A 15,044-nucleotide genomic window follows, 5' to 3' on the forward strand; every position below is an offset into this window, starting at 1 on the left:
AAATGCTGATAAATGTTGGGTTTCGTTCCTCAACCCAACCTACGTAATTTCGTATTTTTATGCAAAACCTACGCAGTATTGAATGGCTAATGGCTAATGGTTAATGGTTAATATATAGGACTCCTATTTGATTTTTGAACTATACGTAGGTAGGGCTAAAGCCCACCAACTAAAGCTTGCGGTGGGCTTTAGCCCTACCTACAGTACTTAAAGTTTTTCAGAAATCATTTAGGATTCCTATAGCAATTAGCAATTAGCTATTAGCAATTAGCTATTAGCAATTAGCTATTATCAAATATTCTTATGGCAAAAAAAATTAACTTAATCTCCGATGTATCCTTAAAAGGATTAGAAATCGCTCCTTCTCAAGTTTGGGGTTCGGTGCGGCTTGTACCTCTGTTACGCCGTCATGTGCGTGGTGACTTGCGCTTGCTACGCCGCAATTATCACGAAGACTTGACAATAGTTTCTTTGGAGGGGCAGATGATGGAACCAGGAATGAAGTACTTTTCTTATGTACCTCATGGACTGGTACTTTCTTGGACGAATAATGGTAGCCCGGTTGCTGCTTATGGGGGACAGATGCTCAACAGTCACGGAAAACGCATTGACTGTGGCTGTGCAAGCGTGCGCTTGATGCATCGCATGGTGAAGCGGGAGGGGAATAACCAACTGCGTTTTTTGCCAATGCATCTGGCAATGGAAGGTTTTTTGTCAATGTTTTTCTCTGGTCCTGATATTGCTTGGAGTGAATATTCTAAGTATGCTCTTTCTCATGGTTTGGGATGCCGTTACGAAACTTCTGTGAGTGGACGTTATATTGCTGGGCTAGAAGAAGCTTTGCGGGTATTTGAGATTCATGAAGAACAGGTTGGGGTTTTGGTGTTTGTTGCGGAAGCTCTCGCTTCGGCGTTTGTGGTTCCGACTCCGGAAGATTACCGACTGCTTCACACGAGCTTGCTTGAAGACTTTTATGGTGAATTGCTCTATGAGTATGGCTTGCTGTACGATACGACTTTTCCCATGGATGTTTCTGTAGATGAGTCGAAAGTTAATTGTTTGGCGGATTTGAGGGAAGCTATACAAACAATGCGTTCTGATTGGGGATCGTTTCAGGGTTTTATGGCTTCTGGGCTTTTGGGACGTGGGGTTGCATCTAAGATAGTCTATAGTGCTGGGGATTTTTTTCTGCAAAGATTTATTTCTGATTTGAATCCTAAAGAGGAAAATCACATTGGAGAAGCGATCGCACGTGACAATGGAGAGTTGGAATACCTCAAAACTTATCGTCTTTCAGCGGCACAAACTCGTCGGGTTTACTTACTGAGCGTACTAGCCAAATACAATTGGAATGTAAACGCTACTGCAGCAGCACTGAATCATACTCGTGAGGAGTTTGTACACCGTCTGGAAAAAGCTGGTTTTGGTTACTTGTTAAATCAACAGGTGCGGGATGCAGCACTTAAGAAAGCACGTAAGGCGAAATGATTCCGTCTAGCTTTTTGTCTATAGCAAGAGAAATAGTGGAATTTGCGCTCGCCTGGAACTGTAGCGTTATTTCTTTTGAACATCTCAAAAATCTGAAACCATGTAAAGGAAAGTATTCCAGACGTTCAAACCAGAAAAGAGCATATTGGTTAAAGTCGAAGGTATTTCATGAGGTCAGCCGCATTGCATTCCAAGATTATGGGATTCTGACAACTCGCGTAAATCCTAGAGATACTTCTCGTTTAGACCCTTGGGTACAGGAACTAGCACGACTCAATAATTATAGTGGTAAATTAGCCATTAATTTAATTAAAGAGGGTAAGTTAGAAAATTCTTACCAAAAAGGTGCTAATTTTGTAGTCAATATCAATACTTACTACTCGGCTCACTCCGGTTTGAACGCTGCTAGAAATATTGGATTAAAAGCAATATTACGTCACAGAACTAACGCAATATTCGTATTGCGGAAAGCCTCAGACAAAGTAATTTGAGAGGTATGTGTTAATCCTTGAACGGTAAGCAACGACCACGATTAACACATTAGGCTTGGGTAGGCTGCCTAACTATTCCTACTGAACTACGTCATTTATGTGGTTGGTTCTAGAAACCGCTTGCTACTCATGACGACTACAGAGGAGTACAAGAAAGTGAACGGTGAAAAACGGGGAATTACTACGATTTACTACGTTTTATCGACTACTCCTGCTTGAGGTTTGGCAATAGTTTGAAATTTTTCAACACATTTTCAAACTTTGTGTTATCATTAGCAGATAGGATTATATTCGGTTGTGCAATTTGTCTCTATCTATTTACAAGTGTCTCTCCGAATTTAACTCTCAACACCATGTACTTTCGGAGATGTTTTATGTCAATTTATGTTGGTAACCTATCTTATGAAGTCGGACAAGACGACATCAGACAAGTTTTTTCAGAATATGGAACTGTTAAAAACGTTCAACTCCCTACAGACCGGGAAACTGGTCGGGTGCGGGGATTCGCCTTTGTAGAAATGGCAACAGACGCTGAAGAAACTGCGGCGATTGAAGCTCTTGACACTGCAGAGTGGATGGGTCGTAGCCTGAAAGTCAATAAGGCTAAGCCACGTGAAGACAAGCGTTCTTCCTATGGTGGCGACAGACGTGGAAACAGTGGGGGCGGCTACTCTAGAGGACGCTACTAAACTTTAAGATGGGTTTTGGAAATTTTTCCAATCGGTTCATCTCAACACATAGTTTAACTTAAGCATATTTTGGGCAGACTGGCTCTGTCCTTTTTTGCTTTAATAGTGGCGAGTCAAATCCTCCAAACTCAACAGATTATTTGAGATTAGGAGTGCTATGTGGGGACATTTTCATCAGTGGTAGCGTGACTGTAAAAGTTGCTCCCTGTCCTTCACCCAAACTTTCTGCCTTGACTGTACCGCCATGTAGTTCTACGATATGGCGGACAATGGCTAATCCTAAACCGAGCCCACCAAATTTCCTGGTAGTGGTGCCGTCAGCTTGTCGGAAGTAGTCAAACACGTAGGGTAAAAACTCAGGACTAATTCCTGTTCCCGTGTCACATACCTGAATCTGAGCCATGGAACCATGGGATTCCAAACGGACTTCTACTTGTCCGCCAGAGGGTGTAAATTTAATAGCGTTAGACAGCAGATTCCAAACAACTTGTTGTAAGCGTACTGAATCGCCGCAAACTTGTCCTACGTTTGGTTCAAGTACAGTGAATAGCTTAATCGAATTGGCTTGGGCTGCTAAGCGTACAGTTTCTATTGCTCGTGCAATTGCAGATGCCAGATCGACTGCACCAATATTCAGAGTGAGTTTACCTTGCAAGATGCGAGAGACATCTAACAAATCTTCGATAAGTTCGGTTTGGAGTTTGGCGTTCCGCTCAATAATTTCTAAAGCGCGAACCGTAGTTGCTTCATCGTACTTTCTTGTTCGCAGTAACTTCGCCCATCCAAGTATGGGGTTGAGCGGTGTACGAAGTTCGTGGGAGAGGATTGCCAAGAATTCATCTTTGATGCGGTTAGCTTGAATCAATTGTTCTGTCTGCTTCTGGAGTGCTTGTTCGGCTAACAGGCGTTCCCGACGTGCGCGTTCTCGTTCGGTGATGTCAACCGCAACTCCTCCTACCAAGCATTGCCCTAACCCATCTGTTAGGGGAAATTTGTACACCAAAAAGTCACCAAGCGTACCATCAGTGCGAGGAGCACGCTCAATCGCTTCGAGCACCCGATTTGTCCGAGCAACCGTTCTGATGTTGTTGAGGAATTGCTGAGCGATTTCAGTCGGATACAGATCGAAGATGCTTTTGCCGATCGCATTGTTGGTTGGTAGCTCAAAGGTGCGATAATAAGTAGGATTGAGGTAAAGCACCCGCCCATCTACATGAGTAATCCATGCTGCAGTTGGGCTGTTGTCCATAAAAACCTGAAATCGCTCTTCACTTTGATGCAGTGCTTTCTCAGCTTGCTTGCGAGCAGTAATATTCATGATGCTCACCAACACGTTATTTAGTTTTGTGGTTTGAGGCGGTAATGTTATAGTAAACAAGACATTGAGGCGCTCTCCATTTATGGTTTGCAAAATTGTTTCAGATTGAAAGTACGTTTGACCGCTAGCAAATGCCAAAAGTTCTTCAACAAACACCTCTACAGTTTCTGCTACAAAGACTTGGTGAAGTGAATTCAAGAGTTCCTGTTTGTCAAGAGCACCAAACATCCGTACTGCGGTGTCATTCACATCGACAATTTTCACCATATTGATTGCCTGTTGAACAAACTCAGGGTGTTCCGCAAAAAAGGCTCGAAAATCTTGGACACCTTGCGCTTTTAAACCTTCGATAGCTTCAAAGACAGCAGAAAAATCTTCTTCCCAAATCGCTACGCCTGCGGCTTCAAAGATGTAACGGTATTTTCTCTCCTGTTCTTTAAGCACCTCTTGAACCTGTTTGCGATCGCTGATGTCGCGGAAATAAACAGCCAGACCATCACTTGAAGGGTATGCGTGGATTTCCAGCCATTTACCTAGCAACTGACTGAAGTGTTCAAATACAACAGTTACTTGTTCGGTAACCGCACGGTGAAGTTCTTGGTATGCCAAATCTCCGACTGTCTCTGGAAAAACCTCTTCCCATACCTGTCTGCCGAGCAGTTCTTCACGGGTTTTGTTTAAAAGCTTTGCCGCTTGCTGATTGACATAAGTGTAGCGCCACTGCTGGTCGAAAGCGACAAAGGCATCTGTAATGCTTTCAAGAATCTTGCTGATTTGGTCATCGGTTGCCTGAGGGTCAGTTGCTTTTTCTGGATCGCTCACGCTTTAGGCTCCGCTTCTGAACAGTATTAAAAGAGGAGGTTTTTACCATCTTCCCAGGCTTGATTTTAACGAACATACTTATATTTCATATTTTTCCTACATATGTCACAAGTTCTTCTCTATCTTTAGACTGAAGTTCTCCTTTGATTTATCTTTCGACTTAATGCTGACTGGGTTTTTGGCGATTTTTAGTGATAGAGTGACTTCATTCATTCGCGCTCATTCGACAGCATGGTAGAACGAGCCGGCACATTTTGGATAACTGCCTCAATCAAAACTTCTGGATCGATTGGTTTGGAAATGTGTAACTGAAATCCTGCGGCTAATGCTTGCTGCTGATTCATTTCTCCTGCATAAGCAGTTAGAGCGATCGCTGGAATCAATCCACCTTTTTCTGATGGCATAGTTCTGACTTGGCGCAATAATGTGTAACCGTCCATTTTAGGCATTCCGATGTCAGCCAGCAAAATGTCGAACTGGGTTTGCTGAAGTTTTTCGAGTGCTTCTTGAGCAGAAGATACAGAAATCACACAAGCACCAGCTTGTTCCAAAACAAAAGTCACTAATTCCAAATTGTCTGCATCATCATCAACAGCCAGGATTTGAATTCCCTGCAAAGTCAGTGCGTCTTGCATAAATGCCACCTCTTGATTCATTGAAGTTATTGCTGACATCAGAGGAAGGGTGATGGTAAAGGTGGCTCCCTGTCCTTCTCCTGGGCTGTCAGCTCTAACTGTTCCACCATGTAGCTCAATAATATGTCGTGCGATCGCAAGCCCCAACCCCAAACCACCAAAGCTGCGAGTGATACTGCTATCTGCTTGACGAAAGTAATCAAAGACGTATGGCAAAAAATCGGGCTTGATACCTTTGCCTGTATCACTGACAGCGATCTGTGCTTGGTTACCAACCCGCTTGAGATGGATTTCCACACGCCCGCTATTAGGAGTAAACTTAATAGCGTTGGAGAGCATATTCCAAATGACTTGCTGCAAACGAGTTGCATCGCCCAAAACATTGACTGCATTCGGTTCAAAATAACTTTGAATTTGAATTGCTTTAGCTTGGGCTGCCAATTGTACTGTTTTAAGAGCTTCTTCAATTATTAATCTTAAGTCAATCGGGCTTGAATTTAAACTGAGTTTGCCTTGCAAAATGCAAGAAATATCGAGTAAATCTTCAATCAGTTGGACTTGTAACTTAGCATTACGCTCAATGGTTAACAGAGCTGCCGCTACCTTGCTAGCATCGAGATTACCTCCTCGCAGCAATTTTGTCCAACCTAAAATTGGATTCATCGGTGTTCTCAGTTCGTGGGAAAGAACAGCAAGAAATTCATCCCTTATTCTGTTCGCGGCTTCGGCTGCAGCTTTTGCCCGTTGCTCGGCTTCATAGAGTTTAGCACGGGCGATCGCCTGAGCGCACTGTTGAGCCATAGCAAGGATGAATGCCCGCTCGTCATCGCTTAATGGGCAAAATTCAACAAAGCCGAAACTCATACCACCTAACGCCCGACCCTCAACCATCAAAGGGAGAGAAATCCAAGCTGTAAAATTGTATTGGGTATAAGCATCTCTTAGGTGAGGATAGCGAGCTAGCCTTTCTTCGAGTGGCTCTTCCCAGATAGGTGTGCCAGTGCGTACTGCTTCTGCGAGTGGTACGGATGATGTGAGAGGGATGGAACGCCATGCATCGAGTAAATTCTGCTCGTAGCCAATAGAATGAATAACTTCAAGGTCTGTACCATCATCGTTGAGAATTGCTACCATTGCACAACCTGCGTTCAAAACGGCAGTGCTTTGCTCAACAATAACTAAAGCTGCTTGGGAGGGAGTGAGTGCTTCTGAAAGTGCGGTTGTCACTGATTGGAGACGGGCAGTACGATCGGCAGTGTGCTCTGCTATCAGGCGTGCTTGTTGGGTTTGCTGGTAGAGATGAGCATTCGCGATCGCCAATCCCGCCCTGTCTGCCAAATCTTGAAATAAACTCTGGTCATCGATATTGTGAGGTTCTCCGGGATGATTGCGAGTCAGGCTCAACACTCCTATTGCTTGTCCTCGGACTTTTAGTGGCACCAGCAATGTGCTGTAAACCTTAAAACGATCCAAGTAGCGGTGATACTCTGGTTTGATAATGGCACGAAATTCCTGTTGTGATGTGACTGGCATCAAAAGGGGTTCTCCTGTCTGCATCACTCGCCCCCCAATCCCTTCATCGGCACGGCGAGGATAACTTTTCAACAGTTCATTGGCGAATTCTCGTACCTCTGAGTCTACATGGTACACGGAGACAGGGTCAAGCCACTGCCCATCTTCAGAAAGGAGACTCAGCACGCAAACATCATTTGTATATTCGCTAACCAGGCGAGTTATGGTGTTCAAAACTGTTTGCAAATCCAAACTGGCGGCTGCAAAGGTTTGCGATGCTTGAGCGAGAAAACGCTCTTGTTGCTCAATTTGCTTCAACTCCGTGATATCCTGCACAACTCCTAGCATTCCCAGGGCATCTCCTGAAACGCTATACTGAGCACGTCCTTTTGCTGCAACCCATCGTTCGCTTCCATTGGGATGGAGGACTCGGTATTCAACATCATAGTCCTTGTGTTCCTGAATTGCCTCCTCTACTGCTAAACGGGTGCGCTCTCGATCTTCCTGGTGAAGCAGATCGCGCATCTGCGTCCAAGTCATGTAAGGACCGGGGGGAATGCCGAAAATTTCCGCTGCCCTTTCAGAAAATGTCACTATATCTGTTGCCGCATCCCAACTCCAATCTCCCATTTTCGCAGCTGTCAGCGCCAAATTCAACCGTTGAGCATGTGCTGCGATCGCTTCTTCTGCTTGTTTGCGGGAGCGAATATTTTGAAACACCATCACGCAAGTTGCTGGTTGTTCGTGCATTGCAGGTAAGGTATCTGCATAAACCAGCAGCGAGTAAACACCAGTGGGAGTATGCCAATTCAACTCCGCCCCATGAATCTTTTCACCTCGTGCTACCCGAACTGCAGGAAGTCGATTGGGCGGAATCAGTTCCCCTGTGGCATCGGTGCAAGAAAACTCTACATCATATACCCCTGCAGAGCGATCGTCAGGAATTTTACCTCCTGCCATCTCATTTGCTGCCTGATTGGAAAAGGTGAAGCGAGCCGTTTGGGGTTCAATGAATACCAGTGGAATGGGCAGCAAATTGAGTACCGCTTCCAACCATTGGCGTTGATTGGCTTGAGCTTGTGCGTTCTGCTGGAGTTGTTGTTCCAATTGCTGGCGCGACTGCAAAGCTTCAATGGTTCGTTGCAGTTCAACAATTTGCAGTTGCAGTTGTGCATTGGCTTGACACAATTGGGATGTTCGTTCTGCTACAAGTTCTTCGATGTTGCGATCGGATCTTTGTTGTGTTTCCTCTGCTTGATGGCAAGCTTCAAGCTTATCGTTTCTGGAGTAATGGTTGTTAAAAGACAAATCACATTGCAAGCTACGAGCATACCGTTCCACCAACTCAGAACGCGAAAACCCACGTTCACGCGCCTGCTGTTTTAGAATCTGCCAAGCTGTCTGGGTGAGGGATAAGTTGACTGCTTGCTTCGGTTCTTTTTCCCAGCTGTGGATAAATTTTCCCGTTCTGTCACGCTTCATGGCGGTGTTACCCGTATACCTATACGGCTATTTATATATATTATAAAGTCTGACTGCATTTATGCTCCTTGACAAATCCAAGCACCCCAGTAAACAGGGTGTCTCAGTGGTGTATCGTCCTCGCTACGATGAATTTGACTGTGTGCAGATAATTCTGTTACAAACAATAATTCTTTCAATATCTCAGTACCTAATGTAGACTGCCGTAATTCTTTCACAGTGATTTTGCGGGTGTAATTTTGGGCATTCTGTAATGCTTCTGCATATTCCATGCCTGAGTGCAAATTATCAAAAAATCGTTCCATCAACAAAGCAGTTGCTCGATCGGGGACTTTCCACAAACTCATCACTAATGTTTTTGCTCCCGCTACGGCAAAAGCACGACGCAATCCAAATACTCCTTCACCAATTTTTATGTCTCCTCTACCAGTATCGCAGGCGGATAACACAGTGAGTTCGTTCCCCCACAAATCCAAACTGGCAATATCTTGGGCTAAGAGAAATCCTTTACCTGCTTGAGGAGGTAGAGTTCCACCAGAGAGCCAAGTATTAGCTCCTGCTAAAGCAAGTCCCGAGCGCATCATGGGGTTTTTTACTGTTGAGAGGGCAAAATGCTCGAACTCTTCTTCTTTGACTTTAGGTGGTTCTTGTTGTGAGTCTGGTAAGAACAAACCGTGGGTGGCGATGAGCATGATGTTAGGACATTCATGGGTGGTTAGGTGTGTTTCCAGTGCTTCTGTGCCTGCGTATAACTTTACACTTTTGAGCTTTTTGGCGACACTTTCACCAAGAAATCTTGTACCGTGAGCGCGGGATAAAAGGTTACCATCAAGAGTGTTGATAAATTCTTCGTTTGAGGGTTGTTTTTGACCAGTGACCAGTGACCAGTGACCAGTGACCAGTGACGTTTTGATAAATTCTTCGTTTGAGGATTGTTTTTGTGCGATCGCAGTTTCCACTTGAGTGTTTTGTGACTTTTTCTCCAGGTTATCTCCCGAAGAGGACATGATACTTGTTGGCTCGCTAGCTAAATCAAAATCTGGATCGGCTATTATTAGAGATATATTCGCAGCCCTCGTTGTCTGAACTCTAGAGCGGAGAATATCGCGTCCAACTCCTAAATATGAGATGGTGTATTCATCCATAAGAAGATGTGTACCTGTTTCATCTAGTGGTAATATTTGAAAAGGTACTAGGTTGATGTTTCCATCTGGTGCAATTATCAAACGTTTGTAGCCTCTGATTCCCTTAAGAATTGGCTGAAAAAGTGTTTGACTGAGTTGGATAGCTGCTTTGGAAACGTATGGTGTAGTTTGCGACTGAGGTAGAGAAGGCTTTTTGCTCCATGCTAGTGCTTTTGTGGTAGGTTTAGATGTTTGTGAATGAAACTCCTGAATTAAGTTATCAATGGGTTCTACATCTCCTAAATCGATCGCTTGCACTGCATCTGGTTGGTCAGATGGTAGAATGAACGCTAGATAACGAGGAGCATGCCATTGTTTATCTCCCTTAGCCCGGACTGCATGAAAATCAAAAACATCGAAGCGGACAAATTCAATTAAAATCGAATGAGTTGGTAATGCTTCAGCTACTGCAAAACGGTTGGGAAGTTGCTCGGCTAATTGAATTTCCGGGACTTGAGATGCAAGTTGCTTTTGTAGGTTATTGTGTTGTGTTTCAAGTTGCGCTAACTGTTGTTGATATGCGGTGAAATCGCTGATTCTAGATGCGGAGAAAGTCAAGGTGACTAACTGCGCGTTCAACTCACCCAGTTGACGGAACTTGTCTTGAAGATGGGGATAGCGATCGCTATACATAGCTTGGTTTTGGGCTGCGAGGGAAGCAGCTGTTAGAGCTTTGCGTTTCAGCACAAAATCCAACGCTTGCTGCTTGGCGCTATCTGAATCCAACAGATGCTGGTAAATTAATGAGAGAAACAAATCAAAATTGCCTCGAAGTTTCTCAATCAAGGCAAAGCGATCGCTATCGGAACTAAAGGCAAACACTCGACTAATTAACTTGTCATTAATATAACTTGCTTGGACACGGTAAGACAAAGCGTCCTCTGGGCGATCGCTAGCTGTTAATATAGTTGCAAGAGTATTTAAACTTTGTCCAACATCTGGATGTTCTTCACCTAGTAGCCGTTTCCTCAGTTCCAAAGCTTCTGAGTATTTCCGTTCTGCTTCAAAATACCGCCCAAGCGACAAATCTATTTCTGCCAAACTATTTAAACTGCGAGCCACATCAGGATGCTCTTCTCCTAATAAAGATTTTCTAATTCTTAAGACTTCTAAATGGATTTTTTCTGCTTCTAAATAGCGCCTTTGTAAAGTATAAATGGCGGCTAAATTACTCAGACTGCTTGCGACTTGTGGATGTCGATCCCCAAATACCTCTTTGACAATTGCCAAAGCTTCTAAGAATAATGACTCTGCTTGAGAATATTTAAACTGAGTGTCGTATAATACTGCTAAGTTGTTAAGGCTAGTAGCTACATCAGGATGCTTCTCTCCTAGCAATTTTTTTCTCATTGCTAATGCTGCTAGGTGCATTTGTTCAGATTGAACATATCTTCCTTGCAAACGATAAACTGCTGCTAAATCGTTGAAGCTTTCTGCAATAGAAGGATGTTCCTCTCCCACTACACTTTTTCTAACTTCTAAAACCTCCAAATACTTTTGTTCGGCTTCCGAGTAACGTCCTTGATCTTGATAAAGCTTTCCTAGATTGTTTAAATAGTCAGCGTAATCGGGATTCTGTTTGCCTAGTAAGCGATCGCACATTGATAATGCGTCTAAATGCAATTGCTCTGCTTGAGTATAGCGCCCTTGGTGTAAGTAGAGCACTGCAAGATTATTTAAATTCTCTGCAATATCGGGATGTTCTGAAGGAAACAGACGTTGTCTCATAGAAAAGGCTGCTCGATAATTTTCCTCCGCTTCTGGGTAACGCCCTTGTAGAAGATAAATTTCAGCTAAATTACTCAAGCTAGTTGCAACTTCTGGATGCTCGTCTCCAAACACGCTTTTTCTCATTGTCAACGCTTCTATATATTTTTTTTCTGCTTCCAAATAGCGTCCTTGCTCTTTGTAATTTGCTGCTATATTATTTAAAGTTGATGCAATATAAGGATGATCATCACCTAGCAATTTTTTACAGATTGCCAAGGCTTGCAGAAACTTTTCTTCTGCTTGGGAGTAACGCCCTTGTGAATCGTAAAGTACTGCTAAGTTATTTAAGCTGACGGCTACATCATGATGTTCTGAATCCTGCAAACGTTTAATTTTGTCTATGGCTTCTAAATACTTATTTTCTGCATCTTGATAACGTCCCTGAGACTCATAGAGTGCAGCTAGATTGTTTAATGTACGCCATATCTCGTGAGCTTCATACTCATTCGGATTTTTCTTTTGGATTTTGATGATTTGTAAATAGAGATTTTCTGCGTCTTGATAACGCCCTTGTTCTCGATAAACTTCTGCAATATTATTAAGAACAGTTAAAACTTGAGAATGTTCATCTCCTAGTAACCGTTTCCAAAGATTTAAGGAAAGGAAAAAATATTGTTCGGCTTGAGAATAATATCCTTGTGATACATAAAGTGCTGCTAGATTGTTTAAAGATTGTGCAACATCTATATGTTCTTCTCCAAACAATCTTTTTCTTGTCTTTAAGGCTTGTTGATATAAAGGTTCTGCCTCTGAGTAACGTCCTTGCATGCGATATAATTCTGCTAGATTATTTATGCTATCGCAATAAACGGGATGTTCGGTATTTTTTGTACTTTGCGCTAACATGATGGCTTGCTTGGCAACAATGACTGCTTGCTTTAAGTCACCTTGTTGACATAGTTGAAAAACTTGCGCGTTTAGATTATTTAACTGCTCGATTATTTGTGTCATAAGAGGGTGTTTTAAAAGTTTTGGGCAAATAGAATCTGCTACTACACAAACGCTCTTTCCTCTGTTGTATCACCTGCTATGCGATTACGAACACCGCCAAGGCAATTATGAATTAAGACTTGACAAATATCTTCTCAAGCATAGGAATAAAGCGGCTGCATTTTCTTCTATGATGAATTTTGTTTAATTTTAAGTTAATGAAAGCTATTCACACTACACAATCAAGTAAGTGGAGCAATTGTAAAAAATGATTCCAGAGTTTGATGAAAACGGTAATTTACCGCCCGGTATATATTTGATAGAATGGGAGGAGTTCGACGAACGATTTAATTATAATTTAACTAGGCAGCGTCTAATAAATGGTTTGGAACTAGCAATGACGCATCTTAAAGCAGTTGGTTGCAGAAAAATCTACATAAATGGTAGTTTTGTCAGCAGTAAACCAAAACCGGGAGATTTTGATGCTTGTTGGGAGGAAAATGGAGTAGATATTAAAGAGTTGAAGTTTCTAGCTCCGACTTTATATAACTTTGCGTTGCAACGCGCCGACCAGAAAATTAAATACAGAGGTGAAATCTTCCCAGCCAATTATCCAGCAAATGAATCTGCTACTCCATACATAGATTTTTTTCAATTTGATACAAGAACCAATATCCGTAAGGGCATCATAGCTATAGATTTAGCAAGGTGGATAGCGTTATGATAAAGAATGAGCAACAATATCATAATACCAAAGAGTGGTTACAAAAATTTGAACAATCGGTAGCAGGGATTGATAATGATGAGAGTTTGAAAGCAGATCCGCTACGATGGCAGCTATATAGGGATGCATACCAAAGCCAAGTGGAGGTGTTTAAGGCAGAAATTGCTGAATATGAAAGACTAACTAATTGCGATCGCAACCAACCTATAAAAATCCAAGTTGAAAGCTTCAATAAACTGCCAGATGTGTTAATAAAAGCTCGTATAGCTGCCTTGATAAGCCAGAAAGAACTCGCTGATATCTTAGGCATCTCTGAACAACGAATCAAAGAGTGCGAAGAGCAGGATTATCAATGTGCTAGTTTTCTAGAAATCCTAGATGTCAGTGAAGCATTAGGTGTAGAATTGAAAAATGCGTCTGTACAAGTTGATTTTGAAGAAATAGAAGAATTTAAGAAAGTAGCTGATAAATGGCGTAACCGACAACAAGAAAAGAAAAATATTACAAGCTCAACTTTATTCAACGAAAGTAATCTCGAAACAGCTTGAGCATAAAAATCATAGTAAAATTCATTTATCCCATCGTAGGGGCGCAATGCCTTGCGCCCCTACACGTTTATTTTGGCTTTGGGAGAATTTATTTTTGGTGTTCCCTAATAAGAAATTAAGGTATTAAACTCTATAGCCGCGCTGCGAAAAACCTGACCACACTTATCCATAAGTCGTTAAGTAGGGAGGTGAACCCACAGCGCTAGTTTTTAATTTAATATGAGGAGTGCGTAGCACTTGCACAGTATTCCTTCGCCATTTTGGTCGAGGTGTTTGCCGTAGCTTGCCATGCATCCGACAGTTAGTCGGAACCTGTTTGTCTCCCTTGAAAATAAAATTTATGACGATTAAAACCACCACAAATATTTATTTTTCTGCCAACCCGACTCCATACATTCGACTTTAAGCAGTCCTCTGGCTTTTTAAAGTAAATTGCATTTTGTTTGGGAAGCTTTTCAGTTCTACCTTGACCACGACGCGCTATGACTATGGCAGCAGAACAACCAGAGTTGAGCCACAACATAGCCATGTATTTCGTGACTCCGATGATTGAGGTATAAGCAGCGTTAACTTTAATTAAGCTAACACCTTGCCTGATGCAGCGTGTTTCTCATTGGGGTGCTCCCGGTTGAGTCACCGTATATTCCGTGTATAAAACTTGAGAGTTTTCAGTTTGTTTAACAAATTCTATTAATTGCGTGAGATGATATTCTACTAATTCCAAAGCATCTTCGTTTCCTTGGGGTAGCCATTGCAAATTAGGCTCTTTCTGAGTCAGGACTGCTAAAACCTGCTCTTTTCCTGGCGTACCTTCCATGGGAAATGCAGTCATAGGTGAACCTTCTTGAGGAAGGCTTGTTTTGCCTGTTTCTAGCTTACTTTGAGGTGCAAAACATGATGGACAAAAACACCAAATTTGTCCTGATGTATCTCTTTGGATTAAAAGCAAATATCCAGGTGTTTCAAAATTAACTTCAAATTGAATGTGAGTACCTAAATTAACAGATTTTTCGTAACGACTGGGTTGTTTCGTTCCCCAACTTAATGTTTTTTCTTTGACTACAACAATTCCCATCTGTTCTGTAAGAGAGCCAAGTGCTGTGAGTTGTTGCCAAAGTTGGTCCAGAGGTGTTAACTTTTCAAGTTTACATTAATGTATCTCCTAGCAGTGCTTTGGCTTTTTATAAGTCGAATCAAAATGGAAACCCGTCATAATCAGAATGCAGGGCATTCCGAAAACAACAATCTTTGGCTTTTTATAAGTCGAATCAAAATGGAAACCAAACTTTTCTCCATCGATATTTATATCGTAGTTTTTCTTTGGCTTTTTATAAGTCGAATCAAAATGGAAACTAATAAGTGTTATTGTGGTTCATATAATATAAAGATATTGGTTATTTTAATAAGAATAAAAAATGAAAAAGATTAGAGTTTTTATAAATATATGATAT

At 42.2% G+C, this 15,044-nt stretch carries 10 protein-coding genes; 5 read left to right on the forward strand and 5 right to left on the reverse strand.

What is annotated here, in order from left to right:
• Window positions 1-303: 303 nt before the first annotated feature.
• The 3 genes from F7734_RS55890 (at window position 304) to F7734_RS55900 (ending at window position 2,668) form a co-directional block, all read left to right on the forward strand.
• The gene (locus F7734_RS55890; protein ID WP_155752797.1) at window positions 304-1,488 is read left to right on the forward strand and encodes a hypothetical protein; all 1,185 of its coding nucleotides are present in this window, start codon (window positions 304-306) and stop codon (window positions 1,486-1,488) included.
• Window positions 1,485-1,979, forward strand: a complete 495-nt coding sequence (locus tag F7734_RS62720) for a hypothetical protein (RefSeq protein ID WP_207714450.1) — start codon at window positions 1,485-1,487, stop codon at window positions 1,977-1,979. Before F7734_RS55890 ends, F7734_RS62720 begins: the two co-directional genes overlap by 4 nt.
• A 374-nt stretch (window positions 1,980-2,353) precedes the next feature.
• Window positions 2,354-2,668, forward strand: coding sequence for an RNA-binding protein (locus F7734_RS55900; RefSeq protein ID WP_155752798.1), 315 nt, complete (start codon window positions 2,354-2,356; stop codon window positions 2,666-2,668).
• Between the two features lie 136 nt (window positions 2,669-2,804).
• On the opposite strand, the gene F7734_RS66585 is transcribed toward F7734_RS55900, so the two are convergent.
• The 3 genes from F7734_RS66585 to F7734_RS55915 all read right to left on the reverse strand — a co-directional run bounded on the left by F7734_RS66585 (window position 2,805) and on the right by F7734_RS55915 (window position 12,342).
• On the reverse strand, window positions 2,805-4,808 hold the full coding sequence (locus F7734_RS66585; protein WP_155752799.1) for a PAS domain-containing protein: 2,004 nt from the start codon (window positions 4,806-4,808) through the stop codon (window positions 2,805-2,807).
• Window positions 4,809-5,017: 209 nt separating this feature from the next.
• Window positions 5,018-8,437: an ATP-binding protein gene (locus F7734_RS55910; RefSeq protein WP_155752800.1), complete on the reverse strand. Its 3,420-nt coding sequence runs from the start codon at window positions 8,435-8,437 to the stop codon at window positions 5,018-5,020.
• Between the two features lie 59 nt (window positions 8,438-8,496).
• Window positions 8,497-12,342, reverse strand: coding sequence for a tetratricopeptide repeat protein (locus F7734_RS55915; RefSeq protein ID WP_155752801.1), 3,846 nt, complete (start codon window positions 12,340-12,342; stop codon window positions 8,497-8,499).
• A 247-nt stretch (window positions 12,343-12,589) separates the two neighbouring features.
• On the opposite strand from F7734_RS55915, the gene F7734_RS55920 reads away from it, so the two are divergent.
• Window positions 12,590-13,045 carry a hypothetical protein gene (locus F7734_RS55920; RefSeq protein WP_155752802.1) on the forward strand — a complete coding sequence of 152 codons (456 nt, stop codon included), beginning with the start codon at window positions 12,590-12,592 and terminating at the stop codon, window positions 13,043-13,045.
• Window positions 13,042-13,593 carry a helix-turn-helix transcriptional regulator gene (locus F7734_RS55925; RefSeq protein ID WP_155752803.1) on the forward strand — a complete coding sequence of 184 codons (552 nt, stop codon included), beginning with the start codon at window positions 13,042-13,044 and terminating at the stop codon, window positions 13,591-13,593. Before F7734_RS55920 ends, F7734_RS55925 begins: the two co-directional genes overlap by 4 nt.
• Window positions 13,594-13,894: 301 nt before the next feature.
• Here F7734_RS55925 and F7734_RS55930 read toward each other — a convergent pair whose 3' ends face one another.
• Complete coding sequence (locus tag F7734_RS55930) at window positions 13,895-14,122, reverse strand: hypothetical protein (RefSeq protein ID WP_155752804.1); 228 nt, start codon at window positions 14,120-14,122, stop codon at window positions 13,895-13,897.
• 81 nt (window positions 14,123-14,203) lie between these two features.
• Window positions 14,204-14,668: a DUF4384 domain-containing protein gene (locus tag F7734_RS55935; RefSeq protein WP_347566453.1), complete on the reverse strand. Its 465-nt coding sequence runs from the start codon at window positions 14,666-14,668 to the stop codon at window positions 14,204-14,206.
• Window positions 14,669-15,044 lie beyond the last annotated feature (376 nt).

It is taken from the genome of Scytonema sp. UIC 10036 (assembly GCF_009725235.1).

What these genes read in the sequence shown, in the direction of transcription:
- F7734_RS55925 (WP_155752803.1), top strand. Translation starts at nt 13,042, where the DNA reads ATGATAAAGAATGAGCAACAATATCATAATACCAAAGAGTGGTTACAA.
- F7734_RS55915 (WP_155752801.1), bottom strand. Translation starts at nt 12,342, where the DNA reads ATGACACAAATAATCGAGCAGTTAAATAATCTAAACGCGCAAGTTTTT.
- F7734_RS55935 (WP_347566453.1), bottom strand. Translation starts at nt 14,668, where the DNA reads ATGGGAATTGTTGTAGTCAAAGAAAAAACATTAAGTTGGGGAACGAAA.
- F7734_RS62720 (WP_207714450.1), top strand. Translation starts at nt 1,485, where the DNA reads ATGATTCCGTCTAGCTTTTTGTCTATAGCAAGAGAAATAGTGGAATTT.
- F7734_RS55890 (WP_155752797.1), top strand. Translation starts at nt 304, where the DNA reads ATGGCAAAAAAAATTAACTTAATCTCCGATGTATCCTTAAAAGGATTA.
- F7734_RS55900 (WP_155752798.1), top strand. Translation starts at nt 2,354, where the DNA reads ATGTCAATTTATGTTGGTAACCTATCTTATGAAGTCGGACAAGACGAC.
- F7734_RS55920 (WP_155752802.1), top strand. Translation starts at nt 12,590, where the DNA reads ATGATTCCAGAGTTTGATGAAAACGGTAATTTACCGCCCGGTATATAT.
- F7734_RS55930 (WP_155752804.1), bottom strand. Translation starts at nt 14,122, where the DNA reads ATGGCTATGTTGTGGCTCAACTCTGGTTGTTCTGCTGCCATAGTCATA.
- F7734_RS55910 (WP_155752800.1), bottom strand. Translation starts at nt 8,437, where the DNA reads ATGAAGCGTGACAGAACGGGAAAATTTATCCACAGCTGGGAAAAAGAA.